The sequence below is a fragment of the Citrobacter sp. KTE151 genome, assembly GCF_000398845.1.
Taxonomy (GTDB): Bacteria; Pseudomonadota; Gammaproteobacteria; order Enterobacterales; family Enterobacteriaceae; genus Citrobacter; species Citrobacter braakii.
Genome location: NZ_KB976064.1, coordinates 775,548 through 795,321, shown reverse-complemented (window position 1 = coordinate 795,321; position 19,774 = coordinate 775,548). Strand labels below are relative to the sequence as shown.

Below are 19,774 nucleotides of genomic sequence, written 5' to 3'. Positions count from 1 at the left end.
TTAACCATTCATCAATAACTCTGTTATTCTTGCGTTTTTCAACGGCTATTTATTTAACGTTGATGTTTACCACTCCACTCTGGTGGACGTATTGGGGGAAATTGGGACATTTATGAAGCTCAAGGGAAAAATCAAAAAGCGCTATTTTCTCTTCGCCATCATCATTATTGTGGCGATAATTGCACTTTGGCGAACGCTTAATGCGCCTTTACCTCAGTATCAAACGTTAATTGTTCGTCCGGGCGATCTGCAGCAAAGCGTACTGGCAACCGGCAAACTGGATGCGTTGCGTAAAGTTGACGTCGGGGCGCAGGTAAGCGGGCAATTAAAAACGCTGTCGGTCGCGATTGGCGACAAAGTAAAAAAAGATCAACTGCTTGGCGTTATCGATCCTGAACAGGCGCAAAACCAGATTAAAGAGGTTGAAGCGACGCTGATGGAATTACGCGCTCAGCGTTTACAGGCTGAAGCAGAGTGGAAGCTGGCGCGGGTAACGCTTTCCCGTCAGCAACAGCTGGCGAAAACCCTGGCTGTCTCGCAGCAGGATCTCGACACGGCGGCTACTCAGATGGCGGTCAAACAGGCGCAAATCGGCACAATTGATGCGCAAATTAAGCGTAATCAGGCCTCTCTCGATACGGCAAAAACCAACCTTGATTACACCCGCATCGTCGCGCCAATGGCAGGCGAAGTCACGCAAATTACTACCCTTCAGGGGCAAACCGTTATTGCTGCCCAGCAGGCGCCTAACATTCTGACATTGGCAGATATGAGCACCATGCTGGTGAAAGCGCAGGTTTCCGAGGCGGATGTGATTCACCTGCATCCCGGGCAAAAGGCCTGGTTTACCGTACTGGGCGATCCTCAGACGCGCTACGAAGGTAAGCTCAAAGATGTTCTTCCGACGCCAGAGAAAGTGAATGATGCGATTTTCTACTATGCTCGCTTCGAAGTTCCCAACCCGAAAGGGATCCTGCGTCTGGATATGACCGCGCAGGTCCATATCCAGCTCACGGATGTGAAAAATGTCCTGACGATCCCGCTGTCGGCGCTGGGCGATCCTATTGGCAACAATCGTTATAACGTCAGGCTGCTGCGTAACGGCGAAACCCGTGAACGCGAAGTGGTTATCGGCGCGCGTAATGACACCGATGTGGAGATCGTGAAAGGGCTGGAAGAGGGGGATGAAGTCATCACCGGTGAGGGCAACGCTGGAGCGCCAAAATGACGGCATTGCTTGAACTGAGCAATATCCGCCGCAGCTATCCGTCAGGCGAAGGTCAGGTCGAGGTATTGAAGGACGTATCCTTGAGCATTCAGGCCGGGGAAATGGTAGCGATTGTCGGGGCGTCTGGCTCGGGTAAATCGACGCTCATGAATATTCTCGGCTGTCTGGATAAACCCACCAGCGGTACATATCGGGTTGCCGGGCGCGATGTCTCCACGCTGGATAGCGATGCGTTAGCCCAGCTGCGTCGCGAACATTTCGGTTTTATCTTCCAGCGTTATCATTTGTTGTCGCATTTAACCGCCGCGCAAAACGTTGAGGTGCCTGCGGTCTACGCTGGCACCGAACGTAAGCAGCGCCTGGCCCGTGCGCAAGAACTCCTGCAGCGACTGGGTCTGGGCGACAGAGTTGACTATCAGCCTTCCCAGCTTTCCGGTGGTCAGCAGCAGCGGGTCAGTATTGCGCGTGCGCTGATGAACGGGGGACAGGTTATCCTCGCCGACGAACCCACCGGCGCGCTGGACAGCCATTCAGGCGAAGAGGTGATGGCGATTTTGCATCAGCTGCGCGATCGCGGGCATACGGTGATTATCGTCACTCACGACAGCCAGGTTGCCGCACAGGCCGAACGTGTCATTGAAATTCGTGACGGCGAGATTGTGCGAAATCCGCCGTCGCACAAACCCTCTACCGGGCGCGATATCGCGGAGCCGACGGTGAAAACGGCGTCCGGCTGGGGGCAGTTTGTCAGCGGTTTTCGCGAAGCGCTCACTATGGCCTGGCTAGCAATGGCTGCGAATAAAATGCGAACGCTTCTGACCATGCTTGGGATCATCATCGGTATTGCTTCGGTGGTGTCGATTGTGGTGGTAGGCGATGCGGCTAAACAGCTGGTGCTGGCAGATATTCGCGCTATTGGCACCAATACCATCGATATCTATCCTGGCAAAGATTTCGGCGACGACGACCCACAATATCAACAGGCGCTGAAGTATGACGATTTAACGGCGTTACAGAAGCAGCCCTGGGTCAGTTCGGTGACGCCTGCGGTGTCGAAAAACCTGCGGCTACGCTATGGCAATATCGACGTGGCAGCCAGTGCTAATGGCGTTAGCGGCGACTATTTCAACGTCTATGGCATGACGTTTAGCGAAGGGACCACTTTTAACGCTGAACAACTGGCGGGTCGCGCTCAGGTGGTGGTGCTCGACAGCAATACCCGTCGTCAATTGTTCCCCAACAAAGCGAAAGTTGTCGGCGAAGTCGTGCTGGTGGGGAATATGCCTGCCACGGTAATTGGTGTTGCAGAAGAGAAACAGTCGATGTTTGGCAGTAGCAAGATCCTGCGGGTCTGGCTGCCTTACAGCACCATGTCCGGGCGAATTATGGGGCAGTCGTGGCTGAACTCGATCACCGTGCGGGTGAAAGACGGTTTTGATAGTGCCCAGGCCGAGCAGCAGCTCACCCGACTACTGACGTTACGCCACGGTAAGAAGGATTTCTTCACCTGGAATATGGACGGTGTCTTGAAAACCGCCGAAAAGACCACACGTACATTACAACTCTTCCTGACGCTGGTGGCCGTGATTTCGCTGGTGGTCGGTGGAATTGGTGTGATGAATATTATGCTGGTTTCGGTAACCGAACGAACGCGCGAGATTGGTATTCGTATGGCGGTTGGCGCCCGCGCCAGTGACGTACTGCAGCAGTTCTTAATCGAAGCGGTGCTGGTGTGTCTGGTTGGCGGCGCGTTGGGCATTAGCTTGTCGATGCTGATCGCCTTTACGCTTCAGCTATTCCTGCCTGGCTGGGAAATAGGTTTCTCACCCGTAGCCTTATTGACGGCGTTTCTGTGTTCGACTGCGACCGGGATTTTGTTTGGCTGGCTACCGGCGCGAAATGCGGCGCGGCTGGATCCGGTAGATGCTCTGGCGCGGGAATAATACTATCGAGATAAAAATGCCAGCCGCAAAGGCTGGCATTTTGACTGCGGGATGTACACAATGAAACAGAAGAGCTATGCGACAGCTTCTGCTTCAATGACAGGCACGATGACACTGGCATGATTGCCTTTTGGCCCCTGGTGGACATCAAACTGGACAGACTGTCCGGCTTTTAGCGTTCTGTAACCATCCATCTGAATGGTGGAGTAATGGGCGAAAATATCTTCGCCGCCGCCTTCGGGGCAGATGAAACCAAACCCTTTGGCGTTGTTGAACCACTTAACAGTACCCGTTTCCATGCTTCGACATCCTTCGTAAATCTTATATAAGTAAGATGGAATGAACCGGTGGCGGAGTGGGGGCTGTTCAAAACCTCGCCAACTCTCGAAACTACAATTTAGAGAAATCAGGCGAGGCGTCAAGCGCCAGGCTGACGGAATAGGGTAAAAATGCATCAAAATTTGAAGCAGTTAACGCTATTGTCGGTTATGTGACAGATGTCGCGGATGGCACTAATAGATGATAGTTATCTAATACTTGAGGTAGATTGATTGTGCGCATAGGCTGCTTGTCAGCGGCAAGATTTTCTGCCGGAAACCGTAACTGAAGATGACGACTGACAATGGGTAAGACTAACGACTGGCTGGATTTCGATCTGCTGGCGGAAGATAAATTGCGCGACGCGCTAAAACCGCCATCTATGTATAAAGTGATATTAGTCAATGATGATTACACTCCGATGGAGTTTGTTATTGACGTGTTACAAAAATTCTTTTCTTATGATGTAGAACGTGCAACGCAACTGATGCTTGCCGTTCACTATCAAGGTAAAGCGATTTGCGGCGTATTCACTGCCGAAGTGGCTGAAACCAAAGTTGCGATGGTGAACAAGTATGCGAGGGAGAACGAGCATCCGTTGCTGTGTACGCTAGAAAAAGCCTAAATGCAGGCATAAATATTGGGGGAGGTGCCTATGCTCAATCAAGAACTGGAGCTCAGTTTAAACATGGCTTTCGCCAGAGCGCGCGAGCACCGACATGAGTTTATGACCGTCGAGCACTTGCTACTGGCATTGCTCAGTAACCCATCGGCCCGCGAAGCGCTGGAAGCGTGTTCTGTGGATCTGGTGGCGCTGCGTCAGGAACTCGAAGCCTTCATTGAACAAACCACACCCGTATTGCCTGCCAGTGAAGAAGAGCGCGACACGCAGCCAACGTTGAGTTTTCAGCGTGTGTTGCAACGCGCGGTCTTTCATGTTCAGTCCTCCGGGCGCAATGAAGTTACCGGTGCTAATGTGCTGGTCGCCATCTTCAGCGAGCAGGAATCTCAGGCGGCTTATCTGCTGCGTAAGCATGAAGTGAGCCGCCTTGATGTGGTGAATTTTATTTCTCATGGCACGCGCAAAGACGAACCAAGTCAGTCCTCTGACTCTGGTAATCAGCCGAATAACGAAGAGCAAGCTGGCGGGGAGGACCGTATGGAGAACTTCACGACTAACCTTAACCAGCTTGCCCGTGTGGGCGGAATTGATCCGCTCATTGGCCGGGACAAAGAGCTGGAACGCGCCATTCAGGTACTGTGCCGTCGTCGAAAAAACAACCCGCTGCTGGTGGGTGAGTCTGGCGTCGGTAAAACAGCTATTGCGGAAGGCCTCGCCTGGCGTATTGTCCAGGGCGACGTGCCGGAAGTGATGGCTGATTGTACCCTTTACTCTCTGGATATCGGCTCGCTGCTGGCGGGTACCAAATACCGTGGCGATTTTGAAAAACGCTTTAAGGCGCTGCTGAAACAACTGGAACAGGATACTAACAGCATTCTGTTTATCGATGAGATCCACACCATTATCGGCGCGGGTGCGGCATCGGGCGGCCAGGTAGATGCGGCTAACCTGATCAAACCGTTGCTCTCCAGCGGTAAAATCCGTGTGATAGGCTCCACAACCTATCAGGAATTCAGCAATATCTTTGAAAAGGACCGCGCGCTAGCACGCCGTTTCCAGAAAATCGATATCACTGAGCCGTCGGTTGAAGAGACCGTGCAGATCATCAATGGTCTGAAGCCGAAATACGAAGCGCACCATGACGTTCGCTACACCGCCAAAGCGGTGCGTGCAGCGGTCGAACTGGCGGTGAAATACATTAACGATCGTCATCTGCCGGACAAAGCGATTGACGTGATCGATGAGGCGGGCGCGCGGGCACGTCTGATGCCGGTCAGCAAGCGCAAGAAAACCGTCAACGTGGCGGATATCGAGTCCGTCGTGGCCCGCATTGCGCGGATCCCGGAGAAGAGCGTTTCGCAGAGCGATCGCGATACGCTGAAAAACCTGGGCAACCGTCTGAAAATGCTGGTATTCGGACAGGATAAAGCCATTGAGGCGCTGACTGAAGCGATCAAAATGAGCCGTGCTGGTCTGGGACACGAGCATAAACCTGTCGGTTCGTTCCTGTTTGCCGGACCGACTGGCGTTGGTAAGACCGAAGTCACGGTGCAGTTGTCCAAAGCGCTGGGTATTGAGCTGCTGCGGTTTGATATGTCCGAGTATATGGAACGTCACACCGTCAGCCGCCTGATTGGTGCACCTCCGGGATATGTCGGTTTCGACCAGGGCGGTTTGCTGACGGATGCTGTCATTAAGCATCCGCATGCGGTACTGCTGCTGGATGAAATCGAAAAAGCGCATCCGGATGTCTTTAACCTGCTGCTGCAGGTGATGGATAACGGTACGCTGACCGACAATAACGGGCGTAAAGCGGATTTCCGCAACGTGGTGCTGGTCATGACCACCAACGCCGGCGTGCGTGAAACCGAGCGTAAATCGATTGGGCTGATTCATCAGGACAACAGTACTGATGCGATGGGCGAAATCAAAAAAGTGTTTACGCCGGAATTCCGTAACCGTCTCGACAACATTATCTGGTTCGATCATCTCTCTACTGAGGTGATTCATCAGGTTGTTGATAAGTTTATCGTCGAACTTCAGGTTCAGTTGGATCAAAAAGGTGTCTCTCTGGAAGTGAGTCAGGAAGCCCGTGACTGGCTGGCTGAGAAGGGCTATGACCGCGCAATGGGCGCACGCCCGATGACGCGCGTTGTCCAGGATAACCTGAAAAAACCATTGGCTAACGAACTGCTGTTCGGCTCGCTTGTGGATGGCGGTCAGGTGACCGTTGCGCTGGATAAAGAGAAAAATGAGCTGACCTATGGTTTCCAGAGTGCGCAAAAGCACAAGCCAGAAGCAGCACATTAATATCTAACCACCTAATGAACCGGGCGTAATGCCCGGTTTTTTTTCGCCTGAAAGTCGTGATTTGAATAGGGGGGTAAACGGCAGGCAAAAAATAAGCCTGCGTAAGGGCGTTTTTCAGGGTAGGTAGCATGGGCTTTCAGCGGTGCAATGCGGGTTTGCGCGGCACGCAAGACCACTGAAAGCCATAATAAACTACCCTACTGTGGACACAGTGTGGACACTCTGGGTGTCAACACCACCACGTAGCGGATTGAGTGAAACAGCATCCTGAAGGTACTCTGGGGCAAAGTGCGCATAGACCATTGTCTGCTCTATCCGTGAATGTCCCAGTATTCTCTGCAAGGTGATGATACTCCCGCCGTTAATCATAAAGTGGGTAGCAAAACTGTGACGCAATGCGTGAGTTGCTTGCCCGTCCGGTAGATCCGGTTTTACATCTTTCATTGTTCGCCTGAATTTCGGGTATGAGGCATCAGGGAACAGATAACCCTTACCCGCAATCATTACAGCTACTTCCTCAGAGATGGGGACAGTGCGCGGTTTGTTCGTCTTTGTTTTAACGAACGTCACCCGATTCTGTATTACGTTCTCAGCTTTCAGTTTCGCAGCTTCACCCCATCGAGCGCCGGTACTTAAACAGAGAATCGCGATTTTCTTGTTGTCCCCGTCAAGATTGGCAAGCAACAATGTTATTTCTTCCTGCGTCAGATATCCGGTTTCTGGTTTCTGCTCCTTGAGCTTTTTCATCCCTCTGAAAGGGTGTTCGCCAAAAAACAACTCAGCATCAATTAGCGCAGTAAACATACCACTCAGACAGGTAAGGTCGCGGTTAATACTGGCTGGTTTTATGCCTTGTCCTCTGCGAGTCATACTGTACTGGCTAATAAGCGCTTTGGTTATCTGGAACGCGCAAGGGTCATCAGTAATCCGAGTAAAGATTTCAATCTTACCCAAATTGGATTTTCCGTGTTCTTCATGCTTACCTTTCAGATCCCACCAGACTTTTGTTAATTCAGACAGATGCCGCTTATCTGTCGGTTTAGCCAACCAATCTTTGTTGTGATGGTTGTATAGCGTATGTTTTTCAAAAGCGATAGCTTCACTTTTCTTATCGAACTTCCTGCGGATGCGCTTTCCGTTGCGCCCTGCAGGTCTGACGTCCACTTCATATCGACCATCATCGAGCTTTTTAACAGACATAAAGCCTCCCGATGATGTTACTGCGTACTTCAATTTCCTGATTTAAATAACAAAAACTCACTGCGCATTTACTGCACAAAAAAGCGCCGTAAATTGTTAGCCAGTTTTCTGGTCTGAGTGGGGTGACGTTGTTGTCGGCTGCCCAAAGTGCGCGAGAGCCGGTGCAACTTGCCCAGCTTCAGGTGCTATTTGGTCAGTCATAAACCACATCGTGTACTTCGTGAAACGAGGGTGTTGGAGAATTTTCATGATGGATTCTACACCTGCATTTTTTGAACGGCTCTCATAGCTTGAAAGTGAGCTGTAAGGTACGCCAGTTAACTCGCTGACTTCTTTACGGTTTAGTCTTTCTGACTCCCGCATAAGCTTTAGCTTCTCTGAAACGTCTATTGACATAATTACTCCTATTGCGTAATTTTGCGTGTATCGTAGTTTGTGTTTCACATTCGTAGTCTCATTAAAGGCAATTATAAGCCATTAAGAGCAATTAAAACGCTAACGGAGAAGTGTACCAGATGAAGAAGTCATTAGAGAGCGCCACTGACGCAGTTCCTTATCAAGAGTTTGCACGCCTGATAGGTAAAAGCCCTGCAGCTGTTAAGGGGATGATTGAGAAGGGCAAATTACCCATCGTTGAGATGACCGATCCACAGTCTGCAACTGGTAGAGCTGGAGAATATTGGGTTTATCTTCCTGCATGGAACAACGGCATGAAAATGGCGTATGAGAGCCGCCCGAAAGAAATTCGTGAAGGTTGGCTCATGTGGCTTGGTTTGGGTGGGCGGGCATAAAGGAGGAAAGTTAAATGAAAGAGCCTCGCTGTATCGCTCAATTACTGCGTAATGAAAGCCCACGCCCTATGACGTTCAAGATTACTCATGGTAAAGGGCGTAAAGGCATCATCATCTGCACCCGTAAGCCGGGATTTTTTGCCATGGCTAAACGCTTCATAAAATCCAGAGGGGTATCGTTATGACGGTTATGACCCTTGCCATTGTGGACAAACAGCCAGAAGGATTGCGTAGTCTGATTGGTAAATATCTTGCAGCGCCCCGCTGGCAGGATAGCTGTGATTTTTACAATCAAATGATGGAACGTGAACGGCTGACTGTTTGCTTCCACGCACAGTTAAAACAGCGTCACGCAACGATGCGTCTCGAAGAAATGAATGACGTAGACCGGGAGCGTCTGGTATGTGCTATCGATGAATTGCGTGCTGCATTTTCTAAACGTCGTCAGGTTGGCTCAAGTGAGTCTGCATATATTAGTTTTCTAACGGTTAGCCAACGGCGGTCTTTGTTTTTACATGCAGGATTGAGTGAGGTCGAGTTTAATCAACCTTACTGGCGTGTTAATGAAGAGTCTTGTTATTGGCGTGAAAAGTTATTTCGTGCTTTACGTGAATTATTTGGCCTGTTTGAGTATGCGCCGACGATATTAACATCGGTAAAGCCTGAGCAATATTTGCATTAATTAAATAATCTAAATTTTAAACGCACTTGATTGTGCGGGACTTCTTTTTGTCTGGAGAAAGGCATGCTTACAGGAACGGAAAAACAAAGCAGCAATTTTTCTTTATTGCTTCAGCAGGCTAGAGCAGAAGCGCAGGCCGACGCGGCGGCTATATTCTCATCTCATCTGGATAAACTGATTCAACATATCGTTACGCAGGAGTTGGGGCGTGTTGAGATTGTCGAGTTACTCAGCCAGGAATCAACGGTACTTCATAACGCAGGTCTCGCCCGTGGGGAGGCTGTTTAATGTCTGTGCTGAAATCTGTGATTCTCAATGGCTGGTTAAAAGTTGCCGTTCTCAAAAATGGTGATTTATCTCTGTCTGACCTCAAAAGTGATAAAGAGTCTGGCTTGATGGTTGGGTCAGTTATCGCTATTTATTCGAATGAGTTAAATCTGTTTTCTGATGTTGTCGACCTAATTGTCAAACGTGCTATTTATCGCAAGAAAATAACCACGGCGGATGAATTAATAAAATTCATGGCTGAACAATCTACATATTGCGCGTGTGAGCTAAAAAAATTAAATCGGAAAGGTGGTAAATAATGCCAATTTATATTGAGGTGGGCGACCGTTTCGTCGTCACTAGTGACAAGTTTCAATTTATTTTGCAGGAAAAGAAAACCGCAAAATCAGGAAAGAGCGCCGGTAAAGAGTGGCTCGGTGTTATTGGTTATTATCCAACAATTTCCAAGCTCGTATCTGGTCTGTTATTACACGGCATCCTGACAGGTGACGCGCGCTGCTTTGCAGATTTAAACGTGCAAGTTGAGCAATTGGGTCAGCAGTGTCTCGATGCTTTCATGGCTGGCGGTGCAAACCAGTGACAGCTTATTACAACGAATATGACCCTTTTGCTGTGCAATGGCTTCGCAATCTTATCGATGCGGGGTTAATTGCGCATGGAATCGTTGATGACAGGAGTATTACCGATGTTACCCCATCAGACCTTAAAGGATTTAAGCAGTGCCATTTCTTCGCCGGAATCGGCGGATGGTCATACGCTTTGCGCCTCGCTGGTGTGCCAGACACTTTCCATTGCTGGACCGGAAGCCCACCTTGTCAGCCATTCAGCACAGCCGGAAAACAACTCGCTCAAAACGACCCCCGACACCTCTCGCCGACTTTCGCCCGGCTCATCATTGAGTGTCGTCCTCCAGTCTTGTTTGGAGAGCAAGTTAGAGCGGCAATTAACAAATTCTGGCTCGATGATTTATTCGTTGAGCTGGAAAAAGAAAACTACGCCTGCGCAGCGGCAGTTTTGCCTGCTGCAATCGACGGCGCGTACCACAAAAGAGAGCGAATTTGCTTTGGTGCGACCCTGGGCGACTGTAACAGCACGAGCTGGCAAGGATACAGGGAATCTGAGCAAGTCTTTTTACAGAAAGGATGGAAGGATGAGAAACGACACTCTTTATCGCCAGATGTGGCTTCACACTTTTGGTCTGAATGGAGACCCGACGAAGGAGCAGATGGTCAAGTTAGAATGCTACCTGCCGGTTATGGCGAGACTCTTGATGGGTTATCCGCAAGGGTGGAGCGACTGCGCGGTTTTGGTAACGCAATAGTCCCGCAAGCTGCAGCTAAATTTGTAGAAGCGTTTCTTGATGCTGCTTCAGAGTGTTGTTTAATTAATACGGGGTGCGAGTCATGACGATTATGACTCGTGGCCGCGTAGCTCCTTCACCACCCCCGCCAATTTCTAAGAGCACCGGTGATAGTTTTGTCGGTGCTTATCCGTGGAATAAATCCCGCGAGGCTGTTGGCCGCGACAGACCCCTTACACGTGCCGAACTCCGTCAGGTGCAAGGTGTTTTAAACCGGATTGATCGCCTGCCGTTTTTCCTGCAAACGCTGTTTACCTCGCGTTATAACTTCATCCGCCGCACAAAGAGCCCTTTGGGTGGGCTGTATTTCCTCAAAAACACGTTTGAGCGCAAGCTGCTGCCGCGTCTTGAGCGTGTTAATGAAATGTGCGGGATGAATGAATCCGCCTCAGTTGGTTTTTTGTCCGAGCGTGACGAGTATGCACGCCTGCCGGATATGAATGACAAAGAGCTAAGAAAATTTGCGGCCAGAATTGCTTCCCAACTCTGGAGCAAATACGAAGAGTTAAGCGACGCATGGGAGGAGGCGCACGGCGGGAAAGAAACTTTATTCACCGATGAGGCGCAGGCGCATTTATACGGTCAGGTGGCCGGTATTGCTCGCGCTTTTAACTTCACCCCGATGTACTGGAAAAAATACTGTAAGGGTCAGATGACGATCCGCATGGCATTTTCTGCTATTTCCCGTCTGATAAAAGATGAGTGGTGGGTCAGCCAGCTCAAGGCGCAGCGGATGCGCTGGCGCGAGGCGCTGCTCATCGCGGCTGGTGAGGTCAACAAAGACCGCTCACCTTACGCAAGCAAAATGGCGATCCGCGATGTGCACGCGCGTCGCCAGGCTAATCTCGAATACCTAAAATCCTGCGAGTTGGAAAACAAAGTCACCGGCGAACGTATCGACCTCATCAGTAAGGTCATGGGGAGTATTTCTAACCCTGAAATACGGCGTATGGAACTGATGAACACTATCGCTGGGATTGAGCGCTACGCGGCCAGCGTTGGTGACGTGGGGATGTTTATCACGCTGACCACGCCATCGAAGTATCACCCGACCCGACAGGTCGGCAAAGGTGAAAACAAAACTGTGCAGCTCAATCACGGCTGGAATGAAACCGCATTTACCCCCAAAGACGGCCAGCGCTATCTCTGCCGAATCTGGAGCCTGATCCGCACCGCTTTCAAAGATAACGATTTAGAGGTTTACGGGATGCGTGTCGTCGAACCGCACCACGACGGGACGCCACACTGGCACATGATGCTGTTTTGCAAACCCAGTCAACGTAAAGCCATTAACGAAATTATGCGTCGTTATGCCCTCAAAGAGGACGGGCACGAAAAGGGCGCGGCAAAGCAGCGCTTTGAGTCACGTCATCTTAATCAGGGCGGTGCGGCGGGTTATATTGCTAAATACATTGCCAAAAATATCGACGGCTACGCACTCGACGGCCAGCTTGACCACGACACCGGCAAGCCTCTGAAAGATACGGCTGCAGCTGTGACTGCATGGGCGTCTACATGGCGCATCCCGCAGTTTAAACCAATTGGCCTGCCGACAATGGGCGCTTACCGTGAACTGCGCAAGCTGCCACGCGGCGTGAGTATCGCCAGTGAATTTGACGACCGGGTCGAGGCTGTCCGGGCTGCTGCTGATGAAGGCGAATTTGACCTGTATATCATCGCGCAGGGTGGGGCAAACATGCCGCGTGATGCGCAGGCCGTCAGGGTCGCCCGTAAGGTGACTGATGAAGTCAACGAATATGAGGAAGATATCGAGAGAGTGGTCGGCATTTATGCCCCTCACCTCGGCACTGGTCATATCCGTGTAACGCGATCCGAAGAGTGGCGCATTGTTCCAAAGGTTTTGGCCGTTGAGCCTTTGACCTTAAAAAGCGGCTCTGCCGCGCCTCGGAGTCCTGTCAATAACTGTGGAAAGCTTACAGAAGGCGGTGAACCAGTTATGGCATCTACACCGTCTGAGCAAGCCGCAGCGGTGTTAAATCTGATTGATGAAGGTGTTATTGCATGGAATGACCCCGAAGTTGTGACGGTGCTTAGGAAAGCGTTAAAGGTGGGGGCTAAACCGCAGAGCTGGCAACAAAGAAATGGGATATCGCTAAAACAGGATGAATTAGCACCATCAGGACGCCTGACCAAATCACAACGGGACCAAATGCAACGCATCAGGTTTGACCTCGCACACCATGGTATTGCGCCGGAACGATGGGAGATCGAGGTATTAGCCCGTGGGGCAACAATAAACTATGGAGGACTGATATATTCTTACCATACTCATGAGTCTTGGCCCGATTTTTTAGGAGAATATCAAAAATGATATAGTCATAATGTGGTAATGTTATTCTGTAAACATTAAACATCTTTATCATAAATGTGGTGAATCTCAACCGTAAAAATTTTTCTGTATTTGATTTTTGTTTGCGGTTTGGTATTGTTTAATGTAATTGTTGTTCATTGAGTGTTTTAAGGATGAAGGATGAGCGAGTTTGAGGTTTTTTCAATTTCAGCAGATGATTTTGAGAAAAGTGAATACAATAGTATTTTGACTCCTCCTAGGAGTCATTCTCATTTTGAAATGGAGTCTTATTTTATTCAATTGTTGCCGGTTTATAAGTCGGTGAATGATATAAGTTCTTGGAGGCTTTGTTATTTTTTGCGGTCATTGTTCAATTTTAGCTTTTCAAGAACGGGTGATATTATTGGTTTTGAGCCCAAAATAATCCTCTATCCTAAGCGAGGTTATAGACCTTCTGATTATAAGGAGGAGTTTTCAACCATATTGGCTTGTATTAAAGAGTATACTGACAACTATTACGTTATATCAAGGGTGTGTGATGTTTTATGGATGAATAACCGTAAGGATATAGACTCCGCTAATAAAGCAGTTGAGGCATATTCTCAAATGGTCAATGATGCCTGTGATGTATTTTTGGAAAAAAAAGAATCAGAAGCTATCCATATTTTTGATGTTATCGACAACTTGGAAAGAGGCATGTCAATAGCGCGCATGCTCATTAGCAGGAAAAAACAACTTCAAGGAATGATAGTTGAATCTGCACTTAGGTTATATAATGCACTGATAGACTCTGGTATTTTCACCGGTGTGTTAAGGATTTCTGAGATTCTTTATAAAAATAAGTTGTTAAGTGATTTGCAATTGGCTGAGAATGCAGAACATATAGCAGATGAGCATTGTGATGCTTCTTACTTTGATGCTGTTAAAAAATTGTTTTATTTTGCGGCTGAGTTATATATTAAAAATGATGTGGCAGAGCAAGGAAGAATATGTAAAATTAAAGCATCAGAAGTAACGTTGACTCAATTTAAACAGGCTTCATCTTCCATGTTGAAGGCGCATTGGTTAAGAGTTGCTCTTGGTGAGTTTAGGGCAATCGGTGGAATGAGTGAAAAGGTTAAAGAAATTAGAATGGAATTAGATTCCATTCGAGACCTAATTAATGATGAAATGCATGCCTTTACAGCGCCAATGGATCTCAGTGATGTTGTCGCGGAGGTAGAACATATTTATAGAAAATCAAATCTCTCTGCAACAATTAGAATTTTAATCGCTAGATTTAAGATTGTTAGTGCAAGTGAAATTATAGAGAGAGCTCGTTCTGATGCTAAAAGATATGTTTCTTTTAGTTTGGCTGGAACAAGTATTTATGATGAAAGGGGACGTGTTGTAGCAAGGCGCCCTCCTTTAGATCCAGTAGGAGATATAACTTTAGATGATGCCTGTGCACATTATTTGAGAACTAGTCATATTGAGCATCAGGTGTATGTTCATGGTGAGTTTGAAGTTGTTAGGAGAAGTGTATTATCTAGATACTCATTAAATGAAAATACATTTGACCCAATATCACATCAGAGTTGCTTTATTCCGCCTGGATATGCGGAAATATTTTCTTTGGGTTTTTATAAACTTTGGCAGGGTGATTATATGTCTGCCTGTTATTTATTATTGCCTCAGTTGGAAAACTCAGTGAGGTGGGTTTTAGAATCAAGGAATAAAGAAACAACGAAAATAGATCCGATGCTTCTTGAGGAAGCTACGAGTCTTTCTCAAATGCTTACAAATTCTAGAAAAGAAATGGAAGATGTTTTTGGAGCGGATCGTGTTTTGGTTATGGACTTATTGTTTAATATGAAAGGTGGAGTTTCAATTAGGCACCTGATGGCTCACGGTAGGTATACTATAAACCATTGCTACCTACCAACATCAATTTTTGCCTGCCTATTTATCTTTCATTTAACTTGTTTGCCTTTATTTAGTGTGTGGGAGGATAAAGTTGAACCTTATCTAACTGATTAATGAAAGCTAATTAAGGTATTTTGACTTTTATCTTTTCACATGCAGTGGTCGCCTTATTTTGCATGTGTCGGATATACTTTTTTTATCCTAACGCCGCCAGTGATGGCGCGGATTCGTAGTGACCATGCAACTGCATTAAAAGCGATATGTTAAGCGGGCAGGCGAGGCGGGGATAGCACTGCGCGCCAGACATGGTGACAGCATTTAATTTTATGCGTCCGTGGGCGTCGTGACGGCACAACCGGCTTGCTTGTCGGTTAGTTGGTGCTAAGTTGTGAGCATGGGGTTACAACGCATCAGGTGCGTCATGGTGGTGGATACGAATAAGCCGCCCGGATGGCGGCTTGATTGACGGATTATCCTTTAAAGTCAACAAATTGTTCGCAGCTTAAACCATCCCATTGTTGCTTTAGTACTGCAACCCAAGCATAGTCTTCCTCCAGATTGCTGCTTTTAACTTCTTGTTGCATTCCTGCAGCGTGATCCTGCGTCGACTCTTGGAAAAAGTACGCATAGTCTTCAGCGAGTATTTCAGGAGTGTATTGGTAGCCATCATAATCATGTGAGTTGCGGTATTTGATGTAAGCCGTAACATTGTTTTTTGCAATGACATCAAATTTTTTTGGATCGCCATTTACTCCTAAGCGATTCAGAACACTTGCGCAAATCGCCTGAGTACGTACTGGCGCCAGATTGTATTCTGCATGAGCCTCAGAAACAGAAGCACAAAAAATTAAACACAGCATGGGAAATTTCAATTTGTCAGCCTTAATCACTTTGTATGTTTAGCCTGTAGAATCCACTGATAGTAATTGGTTATCAGTTATCAAGAATAGACGATCATGATAAACAAGCCGCCAAGGTGGCGACTTGATTGTAATCATTCAGGGGTGTCGAGAGCGTACTCTTTGAATTTGATCACCTCCATCCCGAGCCAGTCGTTAATCTCTTTAAAGCGCTCCTGCAGTGGGGTCAGCTCATTACGTACAAACACCCGTGCCACCTTCTCAACATCTCCCATTGAACCAATATTTTCCGGCTTGCCGCCCATGAGCTGGAACGGTACGCGGTGCGCATCGAGCAGGTCAGCGGCGCTCACCTTTTTGATATTGAAAAAGTCATCTTTCGTGGCGACCTCACTCAGCGGCACTATCTTGATGCCATCCGGTTTCCCGTTGGGCGCATAGAAAAACAGGTTTTTAAAATTCCCGAGTCCCTTTGAATCGCGCATTGCAGAACGCAGCGACTCGACGTCGGTGCTGCTTTGTGCCGCGTCGGTGACGTACATGATGTAACCCGCGTGCGCGCCATTCTGGTAATACTTGCGACGAAATAGGGTGGCGGATTCATTCAGCCAGGCGGAATTGAGTGCGCTCAGGTATTCCGGCATGCCGTACAGCTCCTGATTGATGTCAGGCTCCAGCAGGTGAAATACCGAGCCGGGCGCGAACGGGTGAGGGTTGTTAAAGCTCGATATGTACCAGTAAACACCTTCCTCGACACCCCGGCGGGTGTATTTTGCCGGTGATGTTTCCAGTTTTAAAAGCTGGCCGGTAACGCTCATGCGCTTCTCAAGATAGCCGTTGGCAAAGACCAGATAATCCAGCACGAGGCGGCTGAAATCCTGACGCGACAGGAGCGGGTGTGGGATGTAGGTGCTCGTCAGAATATTTCGTTTCACGTAAATCGGCGAGCTGTGATGCACGGCGGCGCGCAGGCTTTTTGCCAGACCTGAGAAGTTGACCGGCGGCTCGTACCACTTCCCGTTATTGATGCACTCGACATAATCGAGGATATCGCGGCGATCCAGTACGGCGGAAGGTTCACCAAAGGTGAACGCCTCCATTTTTTGCGGTGCGCTGGCGGTCGTTGTGGCGGGTTTCTTCTGATGTTTTTTCATGTCAGTTAATATCCAGAATTGACGTTGAATGCATGCCGCTACCGGCGGAAAGTGGCTCGTTTAACAGGGCGTGCATGGTGGCCCATGCGATATCCGCGTGGCTGGCCTCTTCGCTGCGGCTGGCCTCATAGGTGGAGCTGCGCCCGCTGCTGGTCATGGTTTTACGGATAGCCATAAATGACTGTGTGATGTCAGTTGCCCCGGCGTCGTATTCCAGACACCCGCGTCTGATGGTGTCTTTCGCTTTCAGTACCATCGCGGTTTTCATTTCCGGCGTGTAGCGAATGGCGCGCGCCGCCGGGAAGAACGAGCGCACGAGCTGGTAAACGCCCTGGCCGATGCCGGTCGCATCGATGCCGATATACTCGACGCAGTATTTTTCGGTCAGCTCGCGGATGGCCTCGGCCTGTGTCGCAAAATCCATGCCTTTCCACTGGTGACGCTCAAGGATGCGGAACTTGCCACCGGCAACCAGTGGTGGAGCCAGTACTGCACAGCCTGCGCTGTCGCCGGTGTGTGACGGGTCATAGCCAATCCACACCGGACGCCAGTTAAACGGACGGTCAGAAAACGGCTCAAAGTCCTCCCATTCTTCCATCGCATCGACCATGCAGCGCTGCAGCTCCTCGAACGGGAATACCGATGCCTTGTCGTCGACAAACTCACACATGAAGAGGTTGCGGAAATCGTCGGCGCTGTTTTCCTGTTTCAGTTGATCCAGATTAAACAGCGTGCATCCCCCGGCGAGCGCGTCCTCGATGGTAACAATCTGCCGCCACTGGCCGTCCGGGCACAGCACGCCCCCGGCCAGCGCCTTATGACTGATATCGATGTCGACACGCTCGGCGGCGCTGCCGCGTCCCCGGTTAAACAGCTCACCTGACCAGAATGGATATGCGCCATGTGCCAGCGTCGAGGGCGTTGAAAAGTAGGTGGTGCGCAGGTGGGACTGTGACGCCATCCCTGAGGCGACTTTACGCAGTCTCTGAAAGTTGGGGATCCAGAAGATTTCATCGACATACAGGTCGCCGTTATGACTCTGCGCCGTGTTGGAATTGGTCCCGAGAAAAATCAGCTCTGCGCCGTTGTTGCCGATGACAATCGGGTCGCCTGACAGGTCGACCTCGACCATGCGCGCAAAGGCGATGATGTACTTTCGGAACACGTAAGCCTGCGTCTTACTGGCCGACAAAAATATCTGGTTTTGCCCGGTTTTCAGGGCGCGCAGCAATGACTCGCGGGCAAAGTAAAACGTGGCGCCAATCTGGCGCGATTTGAGGATGTGGCGAATACGGTGCTCGATACCGGCTTTGTGCCAGTGGCGCTGATAGTCGAATGACTGCCTGAAGAAAATCTCTTCGAGTTTTTCGATAGCCTCATCGCTGAAAAAATTCCGTTTTGGCTTGCGGCGTTCACCCTTGTTGCGGCTGGCAATGTTGGGATTTAAATCTGCCTCGTTTCCGGTCTGGCCGTAGCGGCTGACGCGCGCGAGCCGTTCCATCTGGCGTGACAGAAAGTCAGCGACTTTGAAGTCATGCGGCGTGAGGTCAGGCTTTGCATAAAGCTGAATCAGGCGCGCTTCAAGCGTGGATTCCACGCGGTTAAGCGGGGCGGTTTCCTCCCACCCGTCACGCTGTTTCCAGCTCTGCACGGTCGGGCGCTTGACCTGCAGCGTGTCGGCGATTTGTGGCACGGAAAACCCCTGCCAGAACAGCAGGCGCGCCTGTCGTCGTGGGTCGTGCAAAAGGGAGAGGTCAGTCGAAATGGTCATGGTTGCCTCGTGTCAGTGAATACGGGGCAAGGCTAAGGAAATAGCGGGGCATTATCGCTAACCCCCTGTTGTATCAGGGATCTCACGTCTGCAAGCGGTGGCTGATGCGGGGCGGAGTCGGGAAACTACACCCGAACCGAAAACCCAACATCAGGACACCTGAACAATGGCAAAGAAAGTTTCTAAATGGTTTCGCATCGGCGTCGAGGGTGACACCTGCGATGGCCGTGTCATTAACGGCGATGACATTCAGGACATGGCGGATACCTTTGACCCGCGCGTCTACGGTTGCCGTATTAACCTCGAACACATCAAAAGCCTCTGGCCTGACAGTCCGTTTAAACGCTATGGCGACGTGACCGAAGTGAAAGCGGAAATCATCAGTGATGACTCTGCGCTGAACGGCAAAAAAGCGCTGTTTGGCAAGATTGCACCGCTTGATGAACTGATGAGCATGGTGCGTGCCGGTCAGAAGGTTTACACCTCGATGGAAATTCGCCCGAATTTCTCCAACACCGGTAAATGTTATCTCGTTGGCCTTGCTGTAACCGATGACCCGGCAAGCCTCGGTACGGAATATCTCGAATTCTGCAGCCGTGCTGCGCAGAACCCGCTCGCCGGTAAAAAAGACCAGCCGGGCGACCTCTTCTCGGTGGCCTCCCTTGCTGAGCTGGAATTCGAGGATGTTCCCGACTCCATGCTCAACAGCCTGACCGATAAGGTCAAATCGATTTTCAGCCGCAAACAGGTCAGCGATGACGCCCGTCTTGCTGATGTGCATGAAGCGGTGACCGCCGTCTCTGAGCAGGTACAGACCAACCTGACCGCCACCGAAACGCGCGTCACTGAGCTGGAAACCGCCTTTGCACAGCTAAAGCAGGACGTGACCAGCCAGACCACGCAAAGCGCGCAGGCGCTTAACGCCCTGAAAAGCTCCCTCGATAACACCGAAAGCTATCGCCAGCCGCGCCGCGAGAAATCGAAAGGCGGGGCGGGTGACGAGCTGCTGACCAACTGCTGACAGACCTGCC

20 protein-coding genes are annotated in these 19,774 nt (G+C 49.7%); 14 read left to right on the top strand and 6 right to left on the bottom strand.

What is annotated here, in order from left to right; all coding sequences use genetic code 11:
- Nucleotides 1-112: 112 nt before the first annotated feature.
- Both macA and macB read left to right on the top strand, forming a co-directional pair.
- The gene (macA, locus tag WC7_RS10875) at nt 113-1,228 is read left to right on the top strand and encodes a macrolide transporter subunit MacA (protein ID WP_016153653.1); all 1,116 of its coding nucleotides are present in this window, start codon (nt 113-115) and stop codon (nt 1,226-1,228) included.
- Nucleotides 1,225-3,171 carry a macrolide ABC transporter ATP-binding protein/permease MacB gene (gene macB, locus WC7_RS10880; RefSeq protein ID WP_016153652.1) on the top strand — a complete coding sequence of 649 codons (1,947 nt, stop codon included), beginning with the start codon at nt 1,225-1,227 and terminating at the stop codon, nt 3,169-3,171. The genes macA and macB overlap by 4 nt, the downstream gene beginning before the upstream one ends.
- 74 nt (nt 3,172-3,245) lie before the next feature.
- Here the strand turns inward: macB and cspD are convergent, their stop codons facing one another.
- A complete protein-coding gene (gene cspD, locus WC7_RS10885; protein WP_003036813.1) occupies nt 3,246-3,470 on the bottom strand; it encodes a cold shock-like protein CspD in 225 nt (74 codons plus the stop codon).
- 323 nt (nt 3,471-3,793) lie between these two features.
- Here cspD and clpS point away from each other — a divergent pair, with 323 nt between their 5' ends.
- On the top strand, nt 3,794-4,114 hold the full coding sequence (gene clpS / locus WC7_RS10890) for an ATP-dependent Clp protease adapter ClpS (protein WP_003036810.1): 321 nt from the start codon (nt 3,794-3,796) through the stop codon (nt 4,112-4,114).
- A gap of 30 nt (nt 4,115-4,144) precedes the next feature.
- Nucleotides 4,145-6,421, top strand: coding sequence for an ATP-dependent Clp protease ATP-binding subunit ClpA (clpA, locus tag WC7_RS10895; protein WP_016153651.1), 2,277 nt, complete (start codon nt 4,145-4,147; stop codon nt 6,419-6,421).
- Between the two features lie 192 nt (nt 6,422-6,613).
- Here clpA and WC7_RS10900 read toward each other — a convergent pair whose 3' ends face one another.
- Both WC7_RS10900 and WC7_RS10905 read right to left on the bottom strand, forming a co-directional pair.
- Nucleotides 6,614-7,621, bottom strand: coding sequence for a phage integrase (locus WC7_RS10900; protein ID WP_016153650.1), 1,008 nt, complete (start codon nt 7,619-7,621; stop codon nt 6,614-6,616).
- 96 nt (nt 7,622-7,717) lie between these two features.
- Nucleotides 7,718-8,017: a helix-turn-helix domain-containing protein gene (locus WC7_RS10905; RefSeq protein ID WP_016153649.1), complete on the bottom strand. Its 300-nt coding sequence runs from the start codon at nt 8,015-8,017 to the stop codon at nt 7,718-7,720.
- Between the two features lie 119 nt (nt 8,018-8,136).
- Here WC7_RS10905 and WC7_RS10910 point away from each other — a divergent pair, with 119 nt between their 5' ends.
- The 9 genes from WC7_RS10910 to WC7_RS10940 all read left to right on the top strand — a co-directional run bounded on the left by WC7_RS10910 (nt 8,137) and on the right by WC7_RS10940 (nt 15,072).
- Entirely contained in the window at nt 8,137-8,412 is a 276-nt protein-coding gene (locus tag WC7_RS10910; protein ID WP_016153648.1) for a regulatory phage cox family protein, read from the top strand.
- A gap of 14 nt (nt 8,413-8,426) precedes the next feature.
- Nucleotides 8,427-8,597, top strand: a complete 171-nt coding sequence (locus WC7_RS26980) for a hypothetical protein (protein WP_016153647.1) — start codon at nt 8,427-8,429, stop codon at nt 8,595-8,597.
- The gene (locus WC7_RS10915) at nt 8,594-9,094 is read left to right on the top strand and encodes a hypothetical protein (protein WP_016153646.1); all 501 of its coding nucleotides are present in this window, start codon (nt 8,594-8,596) and stop codon (nt 9,092-9,094) included. The genes WC7_RS26980 and WC7_RS10915 overlap by 4 nt, the downstream gene beginning before the upstream one ends.
- Nucleotides 9,095-9,157: 63 nt before the next feature.
- A complete protein-coding gene (locus tag WC7_RS10920) occupies nt 9,158-9,382 on the top strand; it encodes a DUF2732 family protein (protein ID WP_016153645.1) in 225 nt (74 codons plus the stop codon).
- Nucleotides 9,382-9,681 carry a DUF5405 family protein gene (locus WC7_RS10925; RefSeq protein WP_016153644.1) on the top strand — a complete coding sequence of 100 codons (300 nt, stop codon included), beginning with the start codon at nt 9,382-9,384 and terminating at the stop codon, nt 9,679-9,681. Before WC7_RS10920 ends, WC7_RS10925 begins: the two co-directional genes overlap by 1 nt.
- Nucleotides 9,681-9,962 carry a DUF5405 family protein gene (locus WC7_RS10930; RefSeq protein ID WP_016153643.1) on the top strand — a complete coding sequence of 94 codons (282 nt, stop codon included), beginning with the start codon at nt 9,681-9,683 and terminating at the stop codon, nt 9,960-9,962. The genes WC7_RS10925 and WC7_RS10930 overlap by 1 nt, the downstream gene beginning before the upstream one ends.
- Nucleotides 9,959-10,789 carry a DNA cytosine methyltransferase gene (locus tag WC7_RS0124565; RefSeq protein ID WP_050566841.1) on the top strand — a complete coding sequence of 277 codons (831 nt, stop codon included), beginning with the start codon at nt 9,959-9,961 and terminating at the stop codon, nt 10,787-10,789. The genes WC7_RS10930 and WC7_RS0124565 overlap by 4 nt, the downstream gene beginning before the upstream one ends.
- Nucleotides 10,786-13,074 (top strand): replication endonuclease, encoded by a 2,289-nt coding sequence (locus tag WC7_RS10935; RefSeq protein WP_032947113.1) that lies wholly within the window; start codon nt 10,786-10,788, stop codon nt 13,072-13,074. Before WC7_RS0124565 ends, WC7_RS10935 begins: the two co-directional genes overlap by 4 nt.
- A 159-nt stretch (nt 13,075-13,233) precedes the next feature.
- Nucleotides 13,234-15,072 (top strand): DUF7380 domain-containing protein, encoded by a 1,839-nt coding sequence (locus tag WC7_RS10940; RefSeq protein WP_016153640.1) that lies wholly within the window; start codon nt 13,234-13,236, stop codon nt 15,070-15,072.
- 356 nt (nt 15,073-15,428) lie between these two features.
- Here the strand turns inward: WC7_RS10940 and WC7_RS10945 are convergent, their stop codons facing one another.
- The 3 genes from WC7_RS10945 to WC7_RS10955 form a co-directional block, all read right to left on the bottom strand.
- Entirely contained in the window at nt 15,429-15,848 is a 420-nt protein-coding gene (locus WC7_RS10945) for a hypothetical protein (RefSeq protein WP_016153639.1), read from the bottom strand.
- Nucleotides 15,849-15,952: 104 nt separating this feature from the next.
- Nucleotides 15,953-16,972, bottom strand: a complete 1,020-nt coding sequence (locus WC7_RS10950; protein ID WP_016153638.1) for a phage portal protein — start codon at nt 16,970-16,972, stop codon at nt 15,953-15,955.
- Nucleotide 16,973: 1 nt separating this feature from the next.
- Nucleotides 16,974-18,743: a terminase ATPase subunit family protein gene (locus tag WC7_RS10955; RefSeq protein ID WP_016153637.1), complete on the bottom strand. Its 1,770-nt coding sequence runs from the start codon at nt 18,741-18,743 to the stop codon at nt 16,974-16,976.
- A 166-nt stretch (nt 18,744-18,909) separates the two neighbouring features.
- Here WC7_RS10955 and WC7_RS10960 point away from each other — a divergent pair, with 166 nt between their 5' ends.
- Nucleotides 18,910-19,764: a GPO family capsid scaffolding protein gene (locus WC7_RS10960; RefSeq protein ID WP_016153636.1), complete on the top strand. Its 855-nt coding sequence runs from the start codon at nt 18,910-18,912 to the stop codon at nt 19,762-19,764.
- Nucleotides 19,765-19,774: the final 10 nt, after the last annotated feature.